General features: G+C 73.3%; 19 protein-coding genes and 1 pseudogene. 5 read left to right on the forward strand and 15 right to left on the reverse strand.

What is annotated here, in order from left to right; translation table 11 throughout:
* Positions 1–87: 87 nt before the first annotated feature.
* On the reverse strand, positions 88–1,812 hold the full coding sequence (locus tag ABTX62_RS31590; RefSeq protein WP_352119372.1) for a cholesterol oxidase substrate-binding domain-containing protein: 1,725 nt from the start codon (positions 1,810–1,812) through the stop codon (positions 88–90).
* A gap of 138 nt (positions 1,813–1,950) precedes the next feature.
* On the opposite strand from ABTX62_RS31590, the gene ABTX62_RS31595 reads away from it, so the two are divergent.
* Positions 1,951–2,934: an aldo/keto reductase gene (locus ABTX62_RS31595; protein WP_352119373.1), complete on the forward strand. Its 984-nt coding sequence runs from the start codon at positions 1,951–1,953 to the stop codon at positions 2,932–2,934.
* Positions 2,935–2,948: 14 nt separating this feature from the next.
* Here ABTX62_RS31595 and ABTX62_RS31600 read toward each other — a convergent pair whose 3' ends face one another.
* Complete coding sequence (locus ABTX62_RS31600) at positions 2,949–3,296, reverse strand: hypothetical protein (RefSeq protein WP_352119374.1); 348 nt, start codon at positions 3,294–3,296, stop codon at positions 2,949–2,951.
* Between the two features lie 148 nt (positions 3,297–3,444).
* Here ABTX62_RS31600 and ABTX62_RS31605 point away from each other — a divergent pair, with 148 nt between their 5' ends.
* Positions 3,445–3,942: a DUF6328 family protein gene (locus ABTX62_RS31605; protein WP_352119375.1), complete on the forward strand. Its 498-nt coding sequence runs from the start codon at positions 3,445–3,447 to the stop codon at positions 3,940–3,942.
* 48 nt (positions 3,943–3,990) lie between these two features.
* Here the strand turns inward: ABTX62_RS31605 and ABTX62_RS31610 are convergent.
* The 4 genes and pseudogenes from ABTX62_RS31610 to ABTX62_RS31625 all read right to left on the reverse strand — a co-directional run.
* Positions 3,991–4,141: pseudogene (locus ABTX62_RS31610) on the reverse strand (DUF2238 domain-containing protein); the annotation flags it as partial.
* Between the two features lie 53 nt (positions 4,142–4,194).
* The gene (locus ABTX62_RS31615; RefSeq protein ID WP_352119376.1) at positions 4,195–4,620 is read right to left on the reverse strand and encodes an SsgA family sporulation/cell division regulator; all 426 of its coding nucleotides are present in this window, start codon (positions 4,618–4,620) and stop codon (positions 4,195–4,197) included.
* A 63-nt stretch (positions 4,621–4,683) separates the two neighbouring features.
* Positions 4,684–5,724 (reverse strand): hypothetical protein, encoded by a 1,041-nt coding sequence (locus ABTX62_RS31620; protein ID WP_352119377.1) that lies wholly within the window; start codon positions 5,722–5,724, stop codon positions 4,684–4,686.
* A 311-nt stretch (positions 5,725–6,035) separates the two neighbouring features.
* Entirely contained in the window at positions 6,036–7,007 is a 972-nt protein-coding gene (locus ABTX62_RS31625; protein ID WP_352119378.1) for an LLM class F420-dependent oxidoreductase, read from the reverse strand.
* A gap of 73 nt (positions 7,008–7,080) precedes the next feature.
* Between ABTX62_RS31625 and ABTX62_RS31630 the strand changes: the two genes are divergently transcribed.
* Entirely contained in the window at positions 7,081–8,532 is a 1,452-nt protein-coding gene (locus ABTX62_RS31630) for a serine hydrolase domain-containing protein (RefSeq protein ID WP_352119379.1), read from the forward strand.
* Here ABTX62_RS31630 and ABTX62_RS31635 read toward each other — a convergent pair.
* The 5 genes from ABTX62_RS31635 to ABTX62_RS31655 all read right to left on the reverse strand — a co-directional run bounded on the left by ABTX62_RS31635 (position 8,524) and on the right by ABTX62_RS31655 (position 14,926).
* Positions 8,524–10,173, reverse strand: coding sequence for a serine/threonine protein kinase (locus ABTX62_RS31635; RefSeq protein ID WP_352119380.1), 1,650 nt, complete (start codon positions 10,171–10,173; stop codon positions 8,524–8,526). The genes ABTX62_RS31630 and ABTX62_RS31635 overlap by 9 nt on opposite strands.
* Before the next feature lie 342 nt (positions 10,174–10,515).
* Positions 10,516–11,475, reverse strand: a complete 960-nt coding sequence (locus ABTX62_RS31640) for a threonine/serine dehydratase family protein (RefSeq protein ID WP_352119381.1) — start codon at positions 11,473–11,475, stop codon at positions 10,516–10,518.
* 374 nt (positions 11,476–11,849) lie between these two features.
* Entirely contained in the window at positions 11,850–12,878 is a 1,029-nt protein-coding gene (locus ABTX62_RS31645) for a polyprenyl synthetase family protein (RefSeq protein WP_352119418.1), read from the reverse strand.
* Between the two features lie 104 nt (positions 12,879–12,982).
* Positions 12,983–14,038 (reverse strand): tetratricopeptide repeat protein, encoded by a 1,056-nt coding sequence (locus ABTX62_RS31650; RefSeq protein WP_352119382.1) that lies wholly within the window; start codon positions 14,036–14,038, stop codon positions 12,983–12,985.
* Positions 14,039–14,248: 210 nt separating this feature from the next.
* The gene (locus tag ABTX62_RS31655; RefSeq protein ID WP_352119383.1) at positions 14,249–14,926 is read right to left on the reverse strand and encodes an AIM24 family protein; all 678 of its coding nucleotides are present in this window, start codon (positions 14,924–14,926) and stop codon (positions 14,249–14,251) included.
* Between the two features lie 369 nt (positions 14,927–15,295).
* Here ABTX62_RS31655 and ABTX62_RS31660 point away from each other — a divergent pair, with 369 nt between their 5' ends.
* Positions 15,296–16,534, forward strand: a complete 1,239-nt coding sequence (locus ABTX62_RS31660) for an SGNH/GDSL hydrolase family protein (protein ID WP_352119384.1) — start codon at positions 15,296–15,298, stop codon at positions 16,532–16,534.
* Between the two features lie 27 nt (positions 16,535–16,561).
* Here the strand turns inward: ABTX62_RS31660 and ABTX62_RS31665 are convergent, their stop codons facing one another.
* Complete coding sequence (locus ABTX62_RS31665) at positions 16,562–19,498, reverse strand: helix-turn-helix transcriptional regulator (RefSeq protein WP_352119385.1); 2,937 nt, start codon at positions 19,496–19,498, stop codon at positions 16,562–16,564.
* 338 nt (positions 19,499–19,836) lie between these two features.
* Here ABTX62_RS31665 and ABTX62_RS31670 point away from each other — a divergent pair, with 338 nt between their 5' ends.
* On the forward strand, positions 19,837–20,718 hold the full coding sequence (locus tag ABTX62_RS31670; RefSeq protein ID WP_352119386.1) for a universal stress protein: 882 nt from the start codon (positions 19,837–19,839) through the stop codon (positions 20,716–20,718).
* A gap of 13 nt (positions 20,719–20,731) precedes the next feature.
* Here ABTX62_RS31670 and ABTX62_RS31675 read toward each other — a convergent pair whose 3' ends face one another.
* The 3 genes from ABTX62_RS31675 to ABTX62_RS31685 form a co-directional block, all read right to left on the reverse strand.
* Positions 20,732–22,003, reverse strand: a complete 1,272-nt coding sequence (locus ABTX62_RS31675) for a DUF4032 domain-containing protein (protein ID WP_352119387.1) — start codon at positions 22,001–22,003, stop codon at positions 20,732–20,734.
* A 41-nt stretch (positions 22,004–22,044) separates the two neighbouring features.
* Complete coding sequence (locus ABTX62_RS31680; RefSeq protein ID WP_352119388.1) at positions 22,045–22,791, reverse strand: MBL fold metallo-hydrolase; 747 nt, start codon at positions 22,789–22,791, stop codon at positions 22,045–22,047.
* A 102-nt stretch (positions 22,792–22,893) separates the two neighbouring features.
* Positions 22,894–23,517: an alpha-ketoglutarate-dependent dioxygenase AlkB gene (locus ABTX62_RS31685; RefSeq protein WP_352119389.1), complete on the reverse strand. Its 624-nt coding sequence runs from the start codon at positions 23,515–23,517 to the stop codon at positions 22,894–22,896.
* Positions 23,518–23,577 lie beyond the last annotated feature (60 nt).

Below are 23,577 nucleotides of genomic sequence, written 5' to 3' on the forward strand. Positions count from 1 at the left end.
ACACCCAGTACGAGGGCTTGCACCCGGCACGCCGAGAGCACGCACCGGACGCCGCTCCTTGACGGGCAAACGTTGCCTGCCGCGGCACTAGCCGAACAGCCGGTCCAGGAAGGCGTTGCCGTACACCCGGTGCGGGTCGAGCCGGTCCAGCACCGCGTCCGCCTCCGCCCACGCGGCGGGGCCGACCGCCGCCGGAACGACGTCGCCCAGTACCTCCTCGTCGCTCCACACCGCGTCGTCCGTGTACGCCCAGCCCTTGGACCACTCCACTCGGGTGAGCGCGAACCCGCCGTCGAAGGCGCGCAGCAGGAACCGCTCGATCTCGCGCAGGAACGCCTCCGCGTCCGGCGTGCCCGGCAGCGTCAGGACGTCCAGCCATACGGCCGTGTCCCACTCGGGATGGTCCTCGGGCGGCCGGAGGGCCGACAGCAGCGGCGGACGGGCCCCGGCCATCCCCGTGTCGCCCGGGTCGTCCAGTCCGGTCACCCGGATCTCCACGGAGCCGTTCACCGGGAAGCTGCCCCGGGCGGAGTAGGCCGTCAGCCGCTCGCGGTAGAACGCCGCGAACTCGGAGACCACCCGCTGCACCCTGCCCCGCGAGGTGAGCACCGCGTAGCCGTTGGCGTGCACGCGCAGTGTGGTCGGCCTCAGATAGAGCAGCGTGTTCTTGGACGGCCCCCAGAGGTCGGCGGACAGCGTCGTCACCAGCCCGAGCGCGGCGGCCTCGTACTGCGCCGTGCCGAGCACCGGAGCCAGGTACCAGGCGGCCTCCGACGTCATCCGGCCGACCAGTGCCGCCACCGGCTCCGGGATGTTGTCCGAGAAGGGGTAGTTGTACGGCCGGGTCACCTTCCGCGAGGTCAGTGGCCGGACCGGGGAGACGCTCCACACCTTCAGCCAGGGGTGCTCGGTGAAGGCGAACCAGATCGCCTCGACCCGGCCCGCCTCGTCCAGGAAGCTCGCGAAGGTCCGCCCGTCGCCCGAACCGGGCGCGGCGAACAGTTCCCAGGCCGGGATGTCCGTACGGCTCACACACCTGAGGTGTGTGTTCGCGCCCACCCGCAGCACCACCTCGGTCACCAGGGACCGCCCGAGATGGGTCAGCAGCGCGGCACAGTCGGCCTCGTCGCGGTGGAACGTGCGCAGCACGTACGCGCCGGCCCGCGGGTCCCACACGACCGCCGTCAGCGAAAGGACCAGGTTGCTGAGCGAGCCGTACGTGTGCCCGGGCCGCCGTTGCTCGCCGCGCGCGGGTACGGCGGTGCCGTGCGCGTCGACGGCGAGGGCGCCGCCCAGGGTGAGCACGCCGGGGGCGGGGGTGGCCGTGACGCCGAGGCCGTGCTCCTCCAGGAAGGTCAGCAGCGCCTCCAGGGTCACACCGGTGCCCGCGCGCACGGCGGTGGGGGAGTCCAGGGCCAGGCCGGTGAGATGGGGTGCGGTGTCGACGAGGAGGACCGGCGCCCCGGACGGCGTCGCCTCGGTGACCGTCAGGGGCGACCAGCCGTGCGAGGCGCCCCGGGCGCGTACCCGCCAGCCGTGCCCCCGCGCCCAGTTGACGACGGCGACCACCTGCTCCGGGCCGTCCGGCGCGCAGGCCCACAGGCCGTCGGCGGTGATCTCGCCGACCCAGTTCCGGTACGCCGAGCGGTACAGCGCGACGTCGGTGGGGAAGTCCGGCAACTCGGCGGCGGCGACCGCCGGATCCGCGGGCAGACCGGGCACGACGGCCAGGGCGGCGGCGGTGAGGAGAAACCCCCGGCGGGTCCAGGGCGACGCGTCCGAAGGGTGGTTGTTCGCTGAACCAGTGGTCACGGCAAGCACGCTAGAGGCCGGTTGACACGTGACGCGTCCCTGTCGCCTCTATTCACTCGTGTGAGTGAATAGAGCCCGGTGGGCAGGCCGGAGGGATCCGTTCCGCGCAGTGCCCCGGCGGATGACAGACTGACGCCCATGGACGAGCGCACATTCGACAGATCGGGTCAGCACGCTTCCGTCGTCGGTCTCGGCACCTGGCAGCTGGGTGCCGACTGGGGAGACGTCGACGACAAGGAAGCCCTCTCGGTACTGGAGGCGGCGGCAGAGGCCGGGGTCACCTTCTTCGACACCGCCGACGTGTACGGCGACGGCCGCAGCGAGCAGACCATCGCCGCGTTCCTCAGCGGCCGCCCGGACCTGCACGTCATGGTCGCCACGAAGATGGGCCGCCGGGTCGACCAGATTCCCGGGAACTACGTGCTCGACAACTTCCGCGCCTGGAACGACCGCTCCCGGCGCAACCTCGGCGTCGACCGCATCGACCTGGTGCAGCTGCACTGCCCGCCGACACCCGTCTACTCCACGGACGAGGTGTTCGACGCCCTCGACACCCTGGTGGAGGAAGAGCGCGTCGCCGCGTACGGAGTCAGCGTCGAGACCTGCGAGGAGGCGCTGACCGCGATCGCGCGGCCGAACGTGGCGAGTGTGCAGATCATCCTCAACCCGTTCCGCATGAAACCCCTGCGCCACGTGCTCCCGGCCGCCCGTGAGGCGGGCGTCGGCATCATCGCCCGCGTCCCGCTCGCCTCCGGCCTGCTGTCGGGCAAGTACACCCGGGACACCGTCTTCCCGGAGAACGACCACCGCACCTACAACCGGCACGGCGAGTCCTTCGACGTGGGCGAGACCTTCTCCGGCGTCGACTACACCACCGGTGTGGAGGCGGCCGCCGAGTTCGCGGCGCTCGCCCCCGAGGGATACACCCCCGCCCAGCTGGCCCTGCGCTGGATCGTCGAGCAGCCCGGCGTCACGACCGTGATCCCGGGCGCGCGTTCACCCGAGCAGGCACGGGCCAACGCGGCCGCCGCCCGACTCCCGGAACTGCCCGGCGAGACACAGGCGGCGATCCGCGACCTGTACGACCGGCGGATCAAGAACCAGGTCGAAGGCCGCTGGTAGGAAGCGGCCCCGGCTCACGGCTCCAGGAGCAGCTGCCTCTCCTGCTCCTGGTCGCCGGAGGCGGCGCCGTCGTCGCGTGCCGTGAAAGCGGCGGTGAGGGTGTCGCTCGCCCGCCGCACGGCCTCCGGGCTGCCCTGCACGGTGACGGTCACCGGCGCCGACAGCCGGTCGGCCCCCTGACCGCCGCCGTCGGCGGGACCCGCCTGCGCCTCACCGCCGAAGGTCGCCGTGTGCACGGTCGCGTTCTCGTCGGCCGGACGCTCGTCCGGCGCCCCGAACGTGCCCTCCAGGGCGCGGACGACCGCCCGCGCGTCGTCGGCGCCTCCGCCGCTGAGCGTCACGGTGAGCTGCGTACCGGACATGCGTCCACGACCTCCTAGAACTCTGCGACATTCGCGCCGTCCGTGTAACCGTCCCCTGATCGCTCAAACCGTCGCGGAGCCCGGGAAGAGGAGTCGTTACGGGGAACCCGGGAAAGAGGAGGGCTCACGGCTCACACCGGGAGGAACAGTGGTGGACGCGTCAGAGGGCGGGATCATGCGCCGGGGGCGCAACGAGACGGAGGAGGAGAGGGCGGACCGGATGTGGGTGGAGCTCATCCAGGAGGTCCGCGTGGCACAGATGGGTGTGCAGATCCTGTTCGGCTTCCTGCTCACCGTGGTGTTCACCCAGAAGTACGACGACCTCTCCGGCACCGACCAGACCATCTACCTCGTGACGGTCGTGCTGGGCGCCTGCGCGACCGGGGCCCTCATAGGCCCGGTGTCCCTGCACCGTCTCGTCTCCGGTCGGCGCGTCAAGCCCCATGCGGTGCGGCTGGCCTCCCGGCTCACCCTCCTCGGCCTCGTACTGCTGCTCGCCACGACGACCGCCTCACTGCTGCTCATCCTGCGCGTGGCGACGCACGACGGCTTCGTGCCCTACCTGGTCGCCGGCGTGGTCGGCTGGTACCTGCTGTGCTGGTTCGTCCTGCCGCTGTGGACCCGGCACCGGTACACGTCGAAGTGAGGGCGCCTTCGCCGGGTGCCGGTCGTGCGCCCGGCCGAGCCGCAGCAGGCTCGTGGCCAGGCACGCGCACACGGTCAGCGGCGCTGGCCGACGGCTTGCCGCCCAGCGCGGAAGTGCGCACCAGCGGCTCGCGCACCAGCACGGCCGGCACCAAGCCCCGCATCAGGTGGCCGAACCGGTCGTGGGGACGGCGGTCCCATCGTCCTGGCGGGCGTGTACGGCACGAGTACGCCTCCTCATACCGGCCGTACGTCAACCCCCGGCGATGACGTCGGCCAGGAAATCGTCGACACGGACCTCCTCGCAGCCCTGCGGAACCACGTCGTAGGTCTCGCGCAGGAAGGCCGCGAAACCCGGTGCCCACGCGAACACCACCGCGTGGTGCCGGCCGCCGTCGGGGCGGGCGTCGCCGAGGAACTCCATGCGCAGCTCCCGCCACATACCCCGCGTCTCCGGACGCATCCGCACGTCGCCCACCCCGACCGGACGCCGCAGCGCGTCCCCGAGCATCTCCCGGTCCAGTTGCCACCGGGCGAGAACGCGGCCGTCATGGCTGAAGACCACGGTGACGGCGAACGGGTCCGCGGCGTCGTAGCTCAGGTGGGCGAGCACGGAGAAACGGTCCGTGTCGCCCGCCTGGAGCTGCACCACCAGGGTCTTGTGGACGAACGAGTTCACGAGGAGGCCTCCGGGAAGAACCGACGTAGACACCCTCTAGTACCCCCGATCCGGCCGGAATGCTCAGCCGACCGGGTGATTCCCGCGAGCGCCCCGCAGCGACTCGATACATACGGAGACGGCCCGCTGGAGTTCCTCCAGGCGCTGCACCATGTCGTCCTCGTAGAACTCCCCGGCGTCGTCGAAGGTCAGCTCCTCGAACACCTTGGTCGCCTTCTGCAGGCTGCTGTAGAACTTCGTGCGCCGCTCCCGCACCCGCAGCCCCGGGTCGGCCTCCACCACCTCGACGACGCGGGACTTCATCGTGTCGTACGCCTCCGCCGCCCACTCGCCGGCGTCCTCGCCCTCGTCCAGCTCGTCGAGGAGCGACAGGTGCCGCTCGGCCTCCTGGCGCAGGTCGGCGGGCGCGTCGACGGTCTGCCCGGCCGGCGTCTTGATCTGGCCCGACTCGGCGATCTGGCGCACGTACCCGATCCGGTCGGCAGCCCTGCTCTCGCCGGCGACGGCCTTCTTCAGCTCATCGGTGCGCACCACGTCACGGGCCAGCTCCGACTGGAGGCCGGGGTCCTCGCGGACGCGGTCCAGCAGGGCCTGGCGGGCCGCGCGGGCGGTGGCGGGGTCGGCGAGAATCGCGGCGCGCAGGGCGGTGGGGTTCTCCGCCACTTCCAGGGCCTTCGTGGGCCGGATGCCCTCGGCCTCGGCGGCCTCCGAGATGGCGGTGCCGCGCTCGGAGGCCGCGCTGTTGCGGGAGACGTAGTAGCTCAGCCACACGTCCGCGTCCGGCAGGTCCACCTCCTGGCCCGGTGCCAGCGCCTCGAAGTGCGGGACCATCCCGTCGTCGGCCGCCCGGTCCCACGCCTTGTAGTAGCGCATGACCCGCTCCGGGGAGCAGCCGGCGAGTTCCGCGAACTCCTTCGCGGACACCTTCGATGTCTCGTCCGCGCCCTGACCGCCGGGGCGCACGCTGCGCGCCACCTTCAGACCGAAGGCCCACCCTCCGGTCCGGGCATACGCCCCGAACTCCCGCGCGTCCCGCGCGACCGGGTCGCAGACGGGCTCCGGGGCAGCGGGGGACGTCTCGGGCGGGGTGATGGCTACGGTCACGGACGACTCTCCTGAGGCGGGGCAGATCGGACTGCACAAGGTGCGGGCGGAAGCCTAGCGGCACCCGCTGACCTCGCCGTTCACCCCCGCGTGGCCCGGCCGAAAACCGCTGTCCCGGCCGGGCGCCGGTGCGCGAGGATGCCCGGCACGGTGCGGCACTGCTCGTCCGGCGGCTGCTGTTGCCCCTTCTCCTGGCCGGTTCCCGCCCACTGCCGAGGAGGCCCGGCGGATGAGCGCGCTCGTGGAGTAGAGCCCCCCGGGGCGGAGGGCTCTACTGGTCGAACAGGTCGTGGAGGCGCCGGCCGGGGACGTCAGCCGAACGCGTCGCGCAGCGCGGGCAGCAGGGTCTTCTCCGACCAGTCCAGATACGCCGGCTGCGTGTCACCGCCGATCTGGACGAGTGCGATCTCGGTGAACCCGGCCTCGGCATACGGGCGGACGGCGTCGACGAAGGCGTCCGGGTCGTCACCGCACGGGATGGACTCGGCCACGTCGTCCTGCGTGACGAACTGGGTCGCCGCCTCGAAGGAATCCGGGTGCGGAAGCTCCGAGTTGACCTTCCAGCCGCTGCCGAACCAGCGGAACTGGGAGTGGGCCCGCTTGACGGCCGTGTCCCGGTCCGGGTCGTAGCAGACGGGCAGCTGGCCCACGCGGGGCTTGCCCTGACCGCCGTGCCGGTCGAACGCCTCCAGCAGCCCGGCCTTGGGCTCCGTGGCGATCACCAGGTCGCCCAGCCGGCCCGCGAGTTCGCAGGACCGCTCGCCGGAGACGGCGATGCCGATGGGCGGCGCCTGGTCCGGCAGGTCCCACAGCCGGGCGGACTCCACGTCGAAGTGCGTGCCGCGACGGGTGACGTGGCCGCCCTCGAAGAGGGCGCGGATGATGTCCACGGCCTCCTCGAACATCTCGTGCCGCACCTCGACGGACGGCCAGCCGCCGCCCACCACGTGCTCGTTGAGGTTCTCGCCCGAGCCCAGTCCGAGCCGGAAGCGGCCCTCGGACAGAAGCTGAAGGGTCGCCGCCTTCTGCGCCACGACCGCCGGGTGGTAGCGGAACGTCGGGCACGTCACATACGTCATCAGCGGGATACGTGACGTGGCCTGGGCGGCGGCGCCGAGCACGGCCCACGCGTACGGCGAATGACCCTGCGAGCGCAGCCACGGGAAGTAGTGGTCGGAGGTCACCGAGAAGTCGAAGCCCGCCTCCTCGGCCCGCACCACGTGGTCGACGAGCTCTCGGGGGCCGGCCTGTTCGGTCATCATCGTGTATCCGATTTGCACCATAACCGGCGAGTCCCCTGACGGAGAGCCCGGAAACGGCTCGATCAAGGTCAGCCGACGGGTGCAGGATGCATGCATGAGTGCTTCCGCCCTGCCGACGTCCCCTCCCGCCACCCAGGGGGTCGACGCCTCCGGCGTCCAGGCCTTCCTCGATGCCCTGGAAGCCGCCCCCGAGATCGAGCCGCACAGCCTGATGATCATGCGGCACGGGCATCTGGTCGCCTCCGGCTGGTGGGCGCCGTACACCGCCGAGCGCCCCCATCTGCTGTACTCGCTCAGCAAGAGCTTCACCGGGACCGCCGCCGCCCTGGCCGAGGCCGAGGGGCTGCTCGACTTCGACGCGCCGGTGATCTCGTACTTCCCGGAGTTCGAGGCGGACATCACCGACCCGCGCAGCCGGGCCATGCTCGTCCGGCACGTGGCCTCCATGGCGAGCGGCCACCGGCGGGACACCGTCGACGAGGCCTTCGGACGGGGCATCGCCGAGCCCGTCCGGCAGTTCCTGCTGCTGCCCCCGGACGGCGACCCGGGGACCGTCTTCGCCTACAACCAGCCCGCCACCTACACGCTCGCCGCGATCGTCCAGCGGGTGACCGGGCAGCCGCTCACCCGGTATCTGCGGCCCCGGCTGCTGGACGCGCTGGGCATCGGAGAGGTGGCCTGGCTGCGGGACCGCACCGGCCGCGAACTCGGCTTCAGCGGTCTGCACGCCACCACCGACGCCGTCGCCCGGCTCGGACAGCTGTATCTCAGTGACGGGCTCTGGGCGGGTGAGCGGCTGCTGCCGCGGGGATGGGCCGCCCGGGCCTCGCGCCCCCGTACGCAGACCGCGGGAGCCATGGGGGAGACGGACCGGCAGGACTGGGACCAGGGCTACGGCTACCAGTTCTGGACGTCCCGGCACGGCTACCGGGGCGACGGCGCGTTCGGCCAGTTCTGCCTGGTGCTGCCGGAGCACGACGCCGTGATCGCGGCGACCGCGGCGACCGAGCGGATGCAGGAGTATCTGAACCTGGTCTGGAAGCATCTGCTGCCGGCCTTCGGACCGGAGCCGCTGACCGGTCGTGAGGCCGCCGACGCGGAGCTGGGGGAGCGCCTCGGCCGGCTCTCGCTGCCGTCCGCGCCGGGCCGGCCCACGCCTGTGGAGGGGGACGGGGACTGGGCGGCCACGCACTTCACGCCCTCCGCCGGCGCCGGACCGGTCCGGTCGGCCGGGCTCGCCCGGGACACGGACGGCTGGACGCTCGCGCTCACCGGAGCGGCGGACCGCCCGGACCAGCCGGACCGGCTGGACCTGCGCCTCACGGCGGACGGCTGGACGGTCGCCGAGGAAAGCGTGCCGACCGCGGTGAGCGGCGGCTGGACCGGGCCGGACACGCTGGCCGTGGAGGTGGTGTTCCTGGAGACGCCGCACCGCCTGGCGCTGACCTGCTCCCTCGCGGACCGGAAGCTCACCGCGCACTGGCGCACCCAGCCCCTGCACGGCGGCCGGTTCACCTCCCTGCGCGCCCCGCGCGGCTCAGTCTGAGCCGGGCCGGAAGGTCTTGAAGAACGTGCGCAGCGCCTCCTGGTTGGCGGCGTCGTCCCAGTCGGCGTCGGGGGTCGTCCAGCGCAGCGAGAAACCCCGGCCCTCACCGAGCAGGAAACCTCGGCCGTAGGTGTGCACGCGGGTGCCGTCGACGTCCGCCGTCCACTCCATGTCGGCGGCCTCGCGTCCCTGGTACGTCGTCGCGCGGATGGTTCCGATCCGGTCGTAGCCGTCGGCCCGTTTCAGGTTCGGCTCGACGTCGTCCCGCCACACGGCCACGGGGTCCGGCCCGACGCGTGCGCTGTAGGTGACGGCCAGCGTGCGGTCGTCACCCTCGGCGCCGAAGACGACCCGGTAGGCCAGCTCGCCCTGGCGGTCGGTGTCCAGCCGCTTCCAGCCTTCGGGGAGCGCGACGGAGAAGCCCTCCGCCGCCCGGTAGCGCTGGAAACCGCTCGGCAGGGCCGTAGCCGGACGGGACGGCGTGGTCGTGGGGGTGGGTGCCGGGGACGACGGAGTGGGGCTGGGGGAGGAGGACGGGGGCGGGCTGGGCGCCCCGGAGGGTTCGGGGCTGTCGCCGCCGGTGCCCCCGCCCGGCGTGGCGGCGGAGGCCGGCGGCCGGACCGGCGATCCTGCCGTGTCACTGCCGCCGTCCGTGCCGGGCAGCCCCTGGGTGGCGACGAGCACGGCGACCGCGACGGTGACGACGGCCAGGGCCGTGCCCGCCACCACGGTCCGTCTGCTCCACGCCGGGCTCCCCGGCCGCAGCGCGGCGTAGGCGCCCCGCAGCCGCGGGACGGACGCCGCGGACAGGGCCGCCTCGGGGTCCTCTCTGAGCGCGCGGGTCAGCGCCTCGCGCACCACCGGACGGGTCAGCCGCTCCCGTGAGTCCTTGCGGAGCAGTCCCTGCACGACCTGGGTGAGCGGCCCGGCCCGCACCGGCGTGCGCAGCGGCAGCCGGTCCACGCCCTTGAGGGTGTTCTCCGGCCGCCCCCGGTCACGGAACGGCGGACGTCCCTCGACCGCCGTGTAGAGGATCGCGCCCAGTGCCCACAGGTCGGCCGTGGGGCCGATGCGCTGGTCGCGGGCCTGCTCCGGGGAGGCGTACGCGGGCGCCGTGAGGCGGGGGGCGAGGGTCGCGCCGGCCAGGCCGAAGCCGGTGACGACGACCGAGTGGTCGGCGCGTACGAACACCTGGCCGGGGCTCAGCTCACCGTGCGTGATGCCCTCGGCGTGCGCGGCGTCCAGCACGTCGAGCAGCCCGAGACCGATCCGTGCCGCCCGCACGTAGTTGAACGTGCCCTGTTCCGAGAGGAGTTCACCGAGGGGGGTGCCGTCGATCCACTCGTTGACGGTCCACAGCGCGCCGCCCTCCTCGACGGCGTCGACGACCGCGGCGATCCGGCCGGGGCACAGCAGCGCCATGCTCTCGGACATGCGCAGCAGACGGGAGGCAGCCCGTCGCTCGGCCGCGCGCGGGTCCTCCGGAAGCCCGACCTGGGTCACCAGACACGGGCGGGAGATCTCACCGGCTCCGGTGTCCTCGGCGTACCAGCAGATGCGGTTGGTCTCGCGCTGAATGATCTCGAGCAGCCGGTACCGGCCGGCGACCAACTGGTGTGTGGAGACGTGCGCCCTGCCCATGGCCATCCCTCGCTGGAAACCTGGCTCTCACCTTTTCCAGAGGTACGGGGAGCGGGGCGGCGTGCGTTCAATCCGATCGCAACTCCGCGGTCATTCTTGTCTTTTGTTCAGGGGATGGGAGCATGTGTGCGAAGAAAAGCGGTCTTTTCGGGGGCGCGGGCGCGGTTTCACCTCGCCCGCGCTGGGCACGGCGGGGGCGGAGAATTCTCCGCTCCCCGCCCGGGGATTCACAATTCCGGGCCCGGCCAGCTGGTAACCGGCGGTAAATGCGGGACGTGCGCGACCGCTGAACTCGGAGCCCTCGATGAATTCCAGGTGGATTCCCCGAGAGGGGCCGGGGCTTCAGCTCAGACCGAAGCGGCGCGACCAGGCGAAAACGTCACCGGTCGTCGCGTTGCCCCCGCACACCACCAGGCCCAGCCGCGCCCCCTCGCCGACCCGCTCCAGGACCTGCCGGGCGGCGGGCAGCAGACAGCCGGCCGCCGGTTCGGCCCACACCTTGGCATGGTCGGCCAGGTCCAGCGAGCCCTGGACGGCATCCCGGTCCGGGACCACGAACACCTCGGTGACCAGGGCGGAGACATGGTCGTACGTCAGCTGCGAGACGGACGGGGCGCTGAGCGTGGAGACGATCGACGACAGGGCGACCGGCAGCGGGCCGCCCGCCGCCAGCGCCTCGGACATGGCCTGGGCACCCTCGGTCTCCACGCCCCACACCCGCACCCCGGGCCGGCGCGCCCGCAGCGCCGCGGCGACCCCGGCGATCAGCCCGCCACCGCCGATACTCACGAGCACGTCGGTGAGCTCACCGGCGTCCGCGGCGAACTCCAGCCCGACCGTGCCCTGTCCGGCGATCACCTCCGGGTCGTCGAAGGGGTGGACCAGGGTCAGGCCCTCCTGCTGGAGTCGCGTCATCAGCGCGAACGCGCCGTCCATGTCGTCGGTCAGCCGCACGGACGCGCCGGCCGCCTCCGCGATCTCCACGGCTCGGGCGGGCGCCGAGCGCGGCATCACCACGGTGGCCTTCACATCGAGGGCCTCGGCCATGACCGCGAGGGCGATCCCGTGGTTGCCTCCGCTGACCGCCACCACCCCGGCGGCCCGTTCCGCCTCGCCCAGCGACAACAGTTTCGCCGTCGCCCCGCGCGCCTTGAACGAGCCGGTGCGCTGCAGCAGCTCCAGCTTCGCGGTGACCGGGGCACCGAGCAGGGTCGACAGCCCCGGGCTGTCCACGGTCGGGGTGCGTACGACGTGCCCGGCGATCCGCCCGGCCGCGGCCTCGATCTCCGAGATGCCGATCATGACTGTCATCCTTCCGGCGCGGGGTCGCGGAGCACGCCGAGTCGAACCCTGACGTGTGAAAGGGGGCGAGGTCAACGCGATGTCCGAGGGGAAGGACCGGCCCGTGCCCGCGTGCGGACCGGCCCCGTCGTGCCGAGCGTCTCGTACCGGTCGTGCCGAGGGCGGTCGTTCGGCTGGTGCGGACCGGCCCTGTCGTGCCGAGCGTCTGGTACCGGTCGTGCCGAGGGCGGCCGTTCGGCTGGTGCGGACCGGCCCTGTCGTGCCGAGCGTCTGGTACCGGTCGTGCCGAGGGCGGCCGTTCGGCTGGCGCGGACCGGCCCTGTCGTGCCGAGCGTCTTGCACCGGTCGTGCCGAGGGCGGCCGTTCCGCTCGGTTCAGACCTCGCGCCGCAGCAGATGGCCGAGCAGCGACCGGAGCTCGTCGGCGGGCGCTGCGGCCAATGGCACTCCGGCGAGGGCTGTCTCGACGGCGGTGATGTGCCGCCGGGCCTCGGCCATGGCCGTCGAGCGCCCGCCCGCCTCCTCGATCAGCGCCGCCGCGCGGGGCGCGTCGCCGGATTCCAGGAGTGCGGCGATCCGGTCACCCGCCGGGGAACCGAGCGCCACCAGCACCGGGAAGGTCTTCTTCCGCTCGCGCAGATCACCGTGGACCGGCTTGCCGGTGACAGCCGGATCCCCCCAGATCCCCAGGACGTCGTCGACGATCTGGAACGCGATCCCCAGATGCCGGCCCACCCGGTCGAGCGCGCCGGCCGTCTCGGGGCCGGCGCCGCCGAGCACGGCACCGAGCGCTGCGGCGCACCCCAGCAGCGCGCCGGTCTTGTGCTCCGCCATCGCCCGGTACTCCTCGGTCCGTACCCGCTCCGGTCCGGTCCAGGGACGGTCCGCGAACAGGAGATCGTCCGCCTGCCCGCGCACCAGGTCGCCCAGCGCCGCGGACAGCGTCCGCACGGCCCCGCCACCTCCCGGCTGCGCGGCGAGCGTCTCCACGGCCAGCGCGAACAGGGCGTCGCCGGCGAGCACCGCGGGCCCTGTGCCATAGGCCTTCCACACGGCCGGGCGGCGCCGCCGGTCCGTATCGCCGTCCATGATGTCGTCGTGCAGCAGGGAGAAGGTATGCACCAACTCCACCGCGACGGCCGCCGTCACGCCGGCCCGCCCCGGCGCACCGGCCGCCTCCGCCCCGAGCACCGCGAGCGCCTGCCGTACGCCCTTGCCGCCGGAGGCGGCGGCCGGCGCACCGCCGACCTCGCACCAGCCGAAGGAATAGGCGGCCATCTCACCGACCCAGGGGTGCAGCCGGCCGATGGCTTCCTCCAGAGCGGGCCGGGTCAGGGCGCGGCAGCGGTCGAGAACCCGGAGCGTGTCGTCGGCACCGGCCGGAAGATCGTGTCTCCCGCCCAGGCGTGCCGCTCCACCCGGGCCAGGGGACGGTCGCGTCCGCGTGGCCGGGGACGACGCCGTCGTGGTGCCCCCGCACGCCGCCTCCACCGTCGTCGGCAGCGCTGTCACCGTGCCGCCTCCGTCGCCCGCGCGTCCGCCGGTATGCCGAGTTCCTCATGAGCCCGGGCCACCATCTCGCGGGCGTGCCGCAGGCCGATCCGCTCCAGCAGGCCGGCGAGGTCGGCCAGTTCGGCCGCCGTCTCGGCGCGGTCGCGGCCCAGCCGGGCCAGGGACTTGGCGAGGCCCAGCCGGGACAAGGCCTCCCCGCGCGGCTCGCTCATCTCGCGGAACTCCGCGAGCGCCCGCTCGTACAGCTCGCGCGCCTGTGCGTAACGCCCCGCCCGGTACAGGACGTTGCCGCGCATCTTGTGGTTGTAGGCCAGCGCACTGGACAGCCGCATCGCCCGGCAGGTCGTCTCCGCCTCGCTCAACAGCTCAAGGGCCCGCTCGGTGTCCCCGTCACGGACCGAGACCACATCGGCCAGCCCGCGCAGCGCCCAGGCGTGACCGCGCCGGTCCTCGGCGCGAGCGGCGATCTCGGCGGCCTCCTCGAACAGGGCGTACGCCGTGTCGTAACGCCCGGTGTTGCGGTGCATCTGCGCGATGCCCTCCAGTGCCCACACCGTGTGCCGCGCCTCCCCGCGCCGCCGGGCTTCGGCGAGCAACTGCTCGTGCAGCCGCTCGACGGCCTCGTAGTCGCCCTGGATCCGGCCGGTCTCCGCCAGGCCTGCCAGTGAGTAACCGCGGGCGACGACGTCCCCGCCGCGTTCGCCCAGGTCGGCCGCCAGCTGGAGCAGCCTTCGGGCCAGCGGGAGGGCGCCGCGCTGCCGGGCCAGCGTACCGCCGCTCCACAGCGCCCAGGCCATCGCCGCGAGGTCGCCGGCCTGCCGGGCCGCGCGGTAACTCGCCTTCCAGGCGCGGTCCGCGTCCTCGACCCGGCCCAGCCGGCGGTGCGCCTCGGCCACCGCCAGTCCGGAACGCGCCGCCTCCCCGGGCTGTCCGGCACGCTCGGCGGCCTTCAACTGCTCGGTGCCGGCGGCCAGGACGTCGGTCAGTGAGGAGTTGACGGACAGGGTGGTGAGAGCGCCCTGGTACTCGGGGGCGAATGCCTTGCCGTACATCGGTGCCTTTCGGTCCGTATACACGCCATGTATACATAGTGCGTATACATGGCGTGTATAGAGGGGTGGAAACGTGCCCTGGCCCGAAGGCCAGGGCATCACCTGTTGCCGATCAAGACGTCGGCGGAACCGACCGGGTTGCCTCTGAGGCGCAGATCACCGTGAGGGTCTCGCCCTGGCCGAGCCAAACCGGAAGCCCACGGGGCGAGTTCAGTGCTGACCGGGCTTGTGCGGAGTCGCCTCGCTCGGCCGGACGACGGCGTACCCCTCGCCCTGAAGCAGCAACTGCACGGCCTCGCCGGAGCCTCCGCGGAGCATGGACCCGATGGACTGGGAGCGGTGCAGCGAGGTCTGCAGGCCCGCGGTCCAGCCGACGATCGCGTCCGTGTCGACGTACACCGGATACTGCGGTGAGACCGGGATGACGAGCGGGTTGCCCTCGCACACCAGGCCCAGCTTGCCCTGCCCGGTGAAGACGCTGTTGAACAGGCCGCCGCCGGTGATGCCGGCGCCCTTCACGGTCGCGATGCGGTACGACAACGTCGCGTCGAAACACAGGACGTTGCGGCCGTTGACCGTGAACTCGTCACCCGGTTCGACATCGACGACGAAGCAGTTCTGCGCCTCCTGCGCGAACCACGCCTCGCCCTGCCCGCGCACCGCCATCAGGGGCAGCCCCTCCCCGGTGACCGCGCGTTTGAGCATGCCGCCCACGCCCTGGCCCTTGCGCTCGAACTGGAGGTTGCCGCGATAGGAGATCATCGCGCCCTGCCGGGCGAGCATCTCGCCGTTCACCGTGTACCGGATGCACTTGGCGTTCTCGACCGTCATGCCCGGCGCTACGGCCGGCTGCACCATGTGCTCACTGGAAAAGAGGTCACCCTTCATACCGGCATCCTCGCCCGAAGCGTCTCCCTCCGCCAAGATCGCGCGCGGAAGGGGCGACTGCGCTCGCCATGCCCGTCCGGTGGCGACCGGGGCACGTCCGGTCGCCGCACGTGCTCCGGAAGGCCTCGGCCGGTGACGGCCGCGTCCGGGGCGCCGGCGTGCGCGGCGTCCTCCTCCTCGACCCCGCGCCGACGCGACGGCACGCCCGTCGAGGCCACCCCCGCACAGCGTCGACGGCCGCGCCACTACGGTGGCGTACGCCGGGACGACCCGCAGGATCTGCCTCGCGCCCGGCGGCTCCGTGACCCTCCGGAACCTCGCCCGGCGACCCCGCGCGCACACCACCGACCGGCCGAAGGAGCACCGACGATGCCCCGCACCGCACGCCCCCACGGGCGCGCCGCCCTGACCGCCCTCTCCGCCTGCGTCGCGCTGGGCTGCGGGACCGGCACGGTGCCCGGCGAGCAGCCGAGCCCGACGCCCGGCGGCCCGACAGCCGCCGGGCGGGACGTGGTGACCTGGGCCTCCTCCGCCGACCACGTCGGCGAGGCGGCCGACGGCAGGGGCTACCGGCTGATGGTGCACACCAGCGTCGGCGGCAGCGGCCTGCGGGTACGGCTGTCCAACGCCTTCGGCGACCGGCCGGTGACCTTCGGCAACGCCCACGCGGGCCTGCGACAGGACGGCGCCTCGCTCGTCCCCGGCAGCAACGGGCGCCTGACCTTCGCCGGCGCCCGCTCCGTCACCGTCCCCGCCGGCGGCATCGTCTACAGCGATCCCCTGCCCGGCCGCGTCCCCGCCGAGCGCACCCTCGCCGTCAGCCTGTACGTGTCCCGGGCGGGCGGCACGCTCACCGGGCACCGGATGGCGCTGCAGACGTCGTACATCACCGACGGCGACCACACCGCGGAGGAGGGCGCGGCCCACTGGAAGCAGCGGACCGGCTCGTGGTACTACCTCGACGCCGTCACCGTACGGCCGCGCGAGGAGACGGGAGCGGTCGTAGCCCTCGGTGACTCCCTCACCGACGGCCGGCGGTCCACGCCCGACCGCGACCGTCGCTGGCCCGACTACCTGGCCCGCCGCCTGAGTTCGGTCGGAGGCACGGTCGAAGGGGTGGCCAACGCGGGCATCGCCGGGAACAAGGTCCTCCGCGACGGCCCCGGACAGAGCGCCCTGAACCGGCTGCGACGAGACGCGCTCTCGCTGCCGGGCGTGCGCACGGTGTTCCTCTTCCAGGGCGTCAACGACATCAAGGCCGAGCCCGGCGCCACGAGTGCCGGACTGATCGCCGGATACCGCAGGCTGATCGACAGGGCGCACGCGGCCGGGAAGTGCGTCGTAGGCGCCACGATCGCTCCCTTCAAGGGCTGGCCGGAGTGGGACCCCGCGGGGGAAGCGGTGCGGCGGCGGGTCAACGCCTTCATCCGCGACAGCGGCGAGTTCGACGGGGTCACCGACTTCGACCGCGTCCTGCGCAGCCCCCACGACCCCGAGCGGATGCTCGCCGCGTTCGACGGCGGTGACCATCTGCACCCCAACGACAAGGGTATGCGGGCGATGGCCGACGCCGTCGATCCGAAGACCCTCGGCTGCGGGACCGGCTAGCGCGCCGGGACGCTGCGGGCCGGGTGGTCAGCCGGACGCCGACGGCTCCGGGGCGATCAGGCCCTCGCGGTGGGCGACCGCCACGGCCTCACCACGGCTCGACGCACCCAGCTTGGCGAGGATGTTGGAGACATGCACGCTCGCGGTCTTGCCGCTGATGAACAGTTCCTCGCCGATCTGCCGGTTGCTGCGGCCCAGGGCGAGCAACCGGATCACGTCCTGCTCACGTGCGGTGAGCACGGTGGCCCGGACGCCGTCACCCGGCCTGTCCGGCAGCCGGCCGCGTCGGATCAGGGTGTCCACCCGCTCCCGCAGCGGGGTGGCGCCGAGGAGGTCCGCGGTCTCCCGGACCGCCCGGGCCTCGGCCGCCGCCTCCTCACGCCGCCCGGCCGCCACCAGAGCCTCGGCGTAGCGCAGCCGGCACCGCGCGCGCTCGTAGACGTCGCCGTAGCCGAACGCCGTCACCACCTTCGCCCAGGCGGCCGCCGCGTCCGGCTCCGCCGCCGCCCTGGCCCACTCCGCCTCGGCCCGGGCCAGCCACGCCTGCCCCTCGGGACCCTGAGGCGTGCCGTCGTCGCGGGTGGCCATCGTCCGCGCCAGTTGCACCAGTTCGGTCGCGGTCTCCGTCCAGCGGCGGGCCCTGGCCTCGTCACCGGCCGACCGCTGTCCGACGGCCGCATCGGCCACCGCCGACAGCGCCAGCGCGGCGAGCCGCACCGTGACGTCCGGGCGGTCACCCGTCTCGTCGGTGAGGGCCGTGACCGTGGACCGCATCCACCGCACCGCGTCCTCGGGGTCCCGGCACAGCGCCGCCGCGTCGGTGAGCACGATGCCCGCGACCAGGGTGGCCATCCAGTCGAACGGCCCCTCCAGCAGGGCACGCGCCCGGTCGGCGGCCGAGAAGTCCCCCCGTGCGAGCATCACGAACAGCGCGGGACCGGCCGTGTAACCGCCGGCGGCCGGCAGCACCTCGGCATCGGCCGCCGCCGCGCGCACGCACTCGTCCCAGCGGCCCAGCACGTTCAGCACCAGCAGCCGTAGATAGCGCATCTCCAGCGGGTACGGCGACGACAGCAGACCGGCGCGCCGGGCCCGGTCCAGGCCCTCCGTGAGCCAGGGCACGCATTCCGCGAGGTTGCCGTTCTCGTAGCAGCCCATGGCGAGGTTGAACAGGGCCCGCAGCTCCACGGCCGCGTTGCCCGAGCGCGCGGCCAGTTCCCGGGCCCACAGCAGCCGTTCACGGCCCTTCGGGCTGCGCCTCCCGCCGTCGTCGAAGCCGGCCAGGGAGATCAGCAGGTCGGCCTGGGCGTCGGTCACTCCCAGCCGCTCCGCCACGTCCAGGGCCCGGCGGGCTACCTCCAGCGCGGTGTCGTTCTCCCCGACGTAGCGGGCGGCCATGACGTGCGTGGCCGCCGCCCACACCCAGGTGTGCGACGGAGGATCCTCCGGGATCATCGCCAGGGCCTCGCTGCTGTAGGCGAACGCCGCCGTCAGGTTGTCGACGCTCAGCAGGTTTCCGGCGAGGGTGTAGCGCACCCGCGCGGCCAGCTCGGAGTCGGCGTCCTGGCCGAGCTGGGCCAGCGCGGACCGGGCGAGGGACACCGCGCGGTGGAGCTCCCCGGCGTGCGCGGCAGCCGCCGAGGCACGCAGTGTCAGCGTGGCCCGGTCGGTACCCGCCCCGGAGGGCCGGGCCTCGGCACCGACCGCCGGCCACAGGTCCAGGGCCGCTTCGAGATGCCGTTGCTCCTCGGCCGGCGCACCGACCCGCTGGGCGTGATCGGCTGCCTCCAGGGAGGCGGCCAGCGCCTCGGCGAGGTCATGGCTCTCCCGGTAGTGGTGGGCGCGCTCGGCGGCACTCTCGGCGAGGTTCCCGCGTCGGGCGAGCAGCCGCGCGAACGCGCCGTGCAGCCGTGACCGCTCCCCGGGCAGCAGATCGGCGTAGACGGCCTCGCGGGCCAAGGCGTGCCGGAAGGAGTACGTGTCGTCGTCCCCGGCGACGAGCAGCTGCCGCCCCACCGCCTCGCGCAGCGCCGACTCCAGCTCCGGCTCCGGCAGTCCGGCCGCCTCCCGCAGCAGACGGTGGTCCACCCGGCGTCCGGCGACGGCGGCGGTCCGCAACACCTGCTGCGCGGTCTCGGAGAGCTGCCCGAAACGGATCAGCAGCACATCGGCGAGCCCGCTGGGCACCCCACCTGACGGGGTGTCGGTGGCGGCGAGCAACTCCTCCGCGTAGAAGGCGTTCCCCTCCGCCCGCTCCACGATCCGCCGCACCGTGGTGTCCGGCAGCGGCCGGGGCTCCAGGGCCCGCACCAGCCGGTCCACGTCGGCATCGGCCAGTGGCCGCAGCTCCAGCCGCTCGACCGCGGGCAGCCGTACCAGCTCCGCCAGCAGCGGCCGCAGCGGATGCCGGCGGTGCAGGTCGTCCGCGCGGTACGAGGCGAACACCGCGAGCCGCTGCCGGAGCACGCCCCGGCCGAGCAGGAACCGCAGCAGATCGCGCGACGACTGGTCGGCCCAGTGCAGGTCCTCCAGCACCAGCAGCAGCGGCGCGGTCCGCGCGACCTCGGCCAGCAGTCCCGCCATCCCTTCGAACAGCCGCAGCCGCCCGTCCCCGTCCCGTGCGGAGCCGGACCCGGCCCCCAGCAGCCGCTCGACCACGGGGTGATCGGCCAGGGCGGCCGAGAACCGCTCATCGGCGGCGAGCACTCCCAGGATCTCGGTGAACGGCAGATACGGCAGCCCGACGTCCCCGAGATCCACGCAGTGCCCGGTGACGACGGTCATCCCGGCGTCCCCGGCCCGCTCCGCGATCTCGTCCAGCAACCGCGTCTTGCCGACTCCGGCGTCCCCGCCCACCAGCACGGCCCGCGCGTCGCCGGCACGGGCGCGCTCCAGCACCCCGGACAGCCGGGCGAGTTCGGGATCGCGTCCGACAACCGGCGTGACGGATGAAGCCTGCGGCACAGAACCAACCTTCTTTTCCCAGGGCGCGGACGAGGGGAGGGGTGCGGCTGCGCCGTCCGCACGGTCGGCGCCCCCTCCCCGCCCGCGGGGCTCGGCGGGGTACGCCGGGATCTTCGGCAGCGTACGCGCCGTGTCGGCGGCCTGCGCCATACGTCCCCCACACCGGGCGGTCGACCCACGGCGCGGCGTCCCGGGCACCGCGCCGACCTCCGCCCATCGTATGTTCGATCGCCCGGCGTCGCTCCGATACGGAGATCGACTCCGGCGGGGTGGGCCCCACCGGGGGTAGGGAAGACTGGGCCGCGGCACGTAGTGATCGCGACAAGGGAGGCAGCGGGATGACACGCCCGATCACCGCAGGGGTCGACGGATCGCAGGAGAGCCTCGCGGCTCTCGCCTGGGCGGCGCGGGAGGCGGTACGGCGCGACCGGCCGCTGCGCGTCGTGCACGCCTGGCGGTTCGAGCCGCGCGAGGCGCTCGCAGCGGGGATCGAGGGCGACGCGGACAGCCATGCCGAGTGGGTGCACAGCGCGGTCGCCGAGGCCGTCGGAACCGTCGGCGAACGGCATCCGGACCTCGCGGTGACCACCGATGTCATCGAGGGCGCGGTGGTCGACACCCTGATCGCCGCCGCGGCCGACGCCGAGACGCTGGTGCTCGGTTCGCGCGGGCACGGCCGCATCGTCGGATTCCTGCTCGGCTCGGTCGGCCAGCAGGTGATCGCCGCGGCGACCCGGCCCGTGGTGCTCGTCCGGGCCGGTGACCAGCCCTCCTGCGAGGCCGTCGGGCGGGAGATCGTCGTGGGTCAGCAGGGCGACCCGGGGGACAGCGCCGAGGCGCTGCGCTTCGCCTTCGAAACGGCCGCCGCGCGCCGGGCGACCGTGCGGGTCGTACGGGCCTGGAACCTGCCGCCCGTCTTCGCCTACAGCCCCGGCTCGCTGAAGCTGCTCGACGAGGCCGGGGGACTGGAGCCGTACGAGAAGAAGGCCTTGGCCGCCGCGGTGCGGCCCTGGCGGGAGCGCTTCCCGGAGGTGCCGGTCGAGGAGCACGTGGAGATGGGCAGCGCGAGTCAGGTGCTGCTGTCGGTGGCCGGGACGGCCCAGTTGATGGTCGTCGGTCGCCGGGCCCACCGCACGGCCGTCGGCGCCCGCATCGGCTCGGTGGCGCACGGGATGCTGCACCACGCGGACTGCCCGGTGGCGGTGGTGCCGCACGGGTGACGGCCCCGGCCGCTCACTCCGCCGTCGGCTGGAGCGTCTTGCGCGCCTTGGGCAGGATGTTCCTGATGTAGTCCTCGACGGCCGTCTCGATGCCGATGTCGTGCTGGGCCCGCTCGGACATGTACCAGCGGTGTTCGAGGAGCTGGTGGTAGATCTCCGCCGGGTCCATCGCACCGCGCAGTTCGAGCGGCACGGCCCGCACGGTCGGCCGGAACACCTCCCGCACCCAGCGGTGCGCCAGCACCTCGGGGCGGGCTCCATGGGGGTCCCCCCTGTTCGAGCGAAGCCGAGAACTTGGGGGAGGGTCGCCCGGCGCGTAGTCGTCCTGGGTCGCCATCCAGCTCTCCAGGTCGTTCAGCAGCCGCCGGGCCTGGTTCTCCTCCGTGTCCAGACCGGTCAGGCGCAGCAACTGCCGCTGGTGGTGGCCGGCGTCGACGACTTTGGGCACGAAGCTGACCGTGTCGCCGTTCGAGGCGTGCTCGATCTGCATCTCGGCGACGTCGAAACCGAGGTCGTTCAGGCGGCGGATGCGGCGTTCTATGTAGTGGTACTTGCCGGCCGGGTAGACGGAGGCCCGGGTCAGCTCGTCCCACAGTCCGCGGTAGCGGGCGCAGATCTCCGTGCCGAACTCGATCGGGTCCACGGACGGGTGCAGTGCTCCCGAGGCCTCCAGGTCCAGCAGTTCCCCGCTGATGTTGACCCGGGCGAGGTCGAGGTCGTAGTCCCGCTGCCCGGCGCTGAGCTGCGGATGCAGGTCACCGGTCTCGGCGTCGACGAGGTACGCGGCGTAGGCGCCCGCGTCGCGCCGGAAGAGGGTGTTGGACAGCGAGCAGTCGCCCCAGGCGAACCCGGCCAGGTGCAGTCGCACCAGGAGCACGGCGAGCGCGTCCATCAGCCGGTGCATGGTGGCCGGTCGCATGGTGGTCTCGAACATCGAGCGGTACGGCATCGAGCCGCCGAGGTGCCGGGTGACCAGGACACTCTCCAGCGGGGCGCCGCTGTCGTCGGTACGGCCGGTGACCACCGCCAGTGGGTCCACCGCGGGGATGCCGATCCGGTCGAGGCCGCGCAGCAGCTCGTACTCGCGCAGCGCGGGCCGCTCGGCCAGTTCCTTGACGGCGATGACCTCCTCGCCGGCGCGGGAGTAGCGCACCACGTGCCGGGAGATGCCGCGCGGCAGCGGGACGAGGTACTCCTCCGGCCAGTCCTCCAGGGGCAGGTGCCACGGCAGTTCCAGCAAGAGCGCGGGGTGCTCGGGATTCGTCGCGCTGATCTGCAGTGCCATGCGCCGGGTGTCCTTGTCTCGCCGCCGATCGTCGCCTCACTCTAAAGGGCGCGTTCCCGGGCCCGGTGCGCGGCGTCCCGCAGCGCCCCGCGGTGGACCGGCCCGTGCCCGGGGAGCAGCAGCTCGCCCTCCAGCCCGGCCAGGACGTCCAGGGAGGCGAGGGCCCGCGCCCGCTCCCGGTGGAACATGTCCGGCAGGAGTTGCGGTCCCTCGACGCGCGCGGTGGGGTGCCCGCTGACCAGGGCGTCACCGGAGATCAGCGCACCGCCGGCGGGCAGGTGGTAGGCGCAGTGCCCGTCGGTGTGGCCCGGCGTGTGCACCGGTACCGGCCGTCCCGGCAGGTCCAGGGCGCCCGCCGCCGGGAACGCCTGCGGAGCGGTGACCGGGACATGAGCGGTGCCGCCCGAGCGCAGCGCGTGCACGGCCCAGGGCAGCACCCCCGGCCGCCAGCCGTTCCGCAGTACCGTCCCGACGGCCACCTGGTGCAGGAAGTCCCGGCGGGCGTGCGGCACCTCGGCCTCACGGAGGTGGACGGGTGTGCCGTACGCGGCGCTCAGGTACTCGGCGGAACCCAGGTGGTCGTTGTGCGCGTGAGTGATCAGCACGGCCACGACCGCCTCCGGGGAACTGCCCACCTGCGCGAGGGAGGCGAGGACCTGCTCCCGGTCACCGGGGTAGCCGGTGTCGACCAGCGTGGCGGCGTCCCCTTCCGTGAGGATCACCCAGTTGGTGTTCGAGCCGTGCACCAGGTAGGTGCCGTCCGCGACTTGGTGTACGTCCGCCCGCATGTTCGCCCCGCCCTGTGTATGTCCCGTACCCGCTCGACGGGGCGGACGGAAGAGCCGGGTCCGCCTGAACCGGGCGGCGCGGCGGGGTCGTTCGGTTCGCCGTCAGTGCACGCCGTGCGGGCGGAACTGGATGCTGATGCGCGGCTCCGTCGCCCGGCTGCTCTTGGGGATCGAGTGCTCCCAGGTGCGCTGGCAGGAGCCGCCCATCACGACGAGGTCGCCGTGTCCCAGAGGCCGGCGCACGGTGTCCCGGCCGCCTCCCACCGGGCGCAGCAGCAGGTCGCGGGGCGCTCCCACGGACAGGATGGCGACCATGGTGTCCTCGTGCGCACCGCGCCCGATGCGGTCGCCGTGCCAGGCGACGCTGTCCCGGCCGTCGCGGTAGTAGCACAGCCCGGCCGTGGTGAACGGCTCGCCCAACTCCTCGCCGTAGTGGGCGCTCAACGCGTCCCGCGCGTCGGCCAGCACCGGGTGCGGCAGCGGGTCGTCCACGCTGTAGAACGCCAGCAGGCGGGGGACGTCGACCACGGTGTCGTACATCTTGCGCCGCTCCGCCCGCCACGGAACCTCCGCGGCGAGCTGTTCGAACAGTGCGTCCGAGCCGCTGAGCCACCCGGGCAGCACGTCGAGCCAGGCGCCGAAGCCGAGGTGGGTCCGGCTGATCCCGTCCAGCGGACCGAGACGCAGCTCGTCGGCCTGGTCGAAGAGGGAGCCTTGCAGGTGCATACGGCCAGCCTACCTCTGAATCGAATACATGTTCCATAAAGGGCCGGCCCTTTCGATACA

The sequence above is a fragment of the Streptomyces sp. NPDC096046 genome (assembly GCF_040303285.1).
GTDB lineage: Bacteria > Actinomycetota > Actinomycetes > Streptomycetales > Streptomycetaceae > Streptomyces.

Excerpts from the sequence above, each read along its gene's own strand:
- ABTX62_RS31595 (WP_352119373.1), top strand. The coding sequence starts at position 1,951 with ATGGACGAGCGCACATTCGACAGATCGGGTCAGCACGCTTCCGTCGTC.
- ABTX62_RS31600 (WP_352119374.1), bottom strand. The coding sequence starts at position 3,296 with ATGTCCGGTACGCAGCTCACCGTGACGCTCAGCGGCGGAGGCGCCGAC.
- ABTX62_RS31625 (WP_352119378.1), bottom strand. The coding sequence starts at position 7,007 with ATGGTGCAAATCGGATACACGATGATGACCGAACAGGCCGGCCCCCGA.
- ABTX62_RS31630 (WP_352119379.1), top strand. The coding sequence starts at position 7,081 with ATGAGTGCTTCCGCCCTGCCGACGTCCCCTCCCGCCACCCAGGGGGTC.
- ABTX62_RS31635 (WP_352119380.1), bottom strand. The coding sequence starts at position 10,173 with ATGGGCAGGGCGCACGTCTCCACACACCAGTTGGTCGCCGGCCGGTAC.
- ABTX62_RS31640 (WP_352119381.1), bottom strand. The coding sequence starts at position 11,475 with ATGATCGGCATCTCGGAGATCGAGGCCGCGGCCGGGCGGATCGCCGGG.
- ABTX62_RS31650 (WP_352119382.1), bottom strand. The coding sequence starts at position 14,038 with ATGTACGGCAAGGCATTCGCCCCCGAGTACCAGGGCGCTCTCACCACC.
- ABTX62_RS31655 (WP_352119383.1), bottom strand. The coding sequence starts at position 14,926 with ATGAAGGGTGACCTCTTTTCCAGTGAGCACATGGTGCAGCCGGCCGTA.
- ABTX62_RS31660 (WP_352119384.1), top strand. The coding sequence starts at position 15,296 with ATGCCCCGCACCGCACGCCCCCACGGGCGCGCCGCCCTGACCGCCCTC.
- ABTX62_RS31670 (WP_352119386.1), top strand. The coding sequence starts at position 19,837 with ATGACACGCCCGATCACCGCAGGGGTCGACGGATCGCAGGAGAGCCTC.
- ABTX62_RS31675 (WP_352119387.1), bottom strand. The coding sequence starts at position 22,003 with ATGGCACTGCAGATCAGCGCGACGAATCCCGAGCACCCCGCGCTCTTG.
- ABTX62_RS31680 (WP_352119388.1), bottom strand. The coding sequence starts at position 22,791 with ATGCGGGCGGACGTACACCAAGTCGCGGACGGCACCTACCTGGTGCAC.
- ABTX62_RS31685 (WP_352119389.1), bottom strand. The coding sequence starts at position 23,517 with ATGCACCTGCAAGGCTCCCTCTTCGACCAGGCCGACGAGCTGCGTCTC.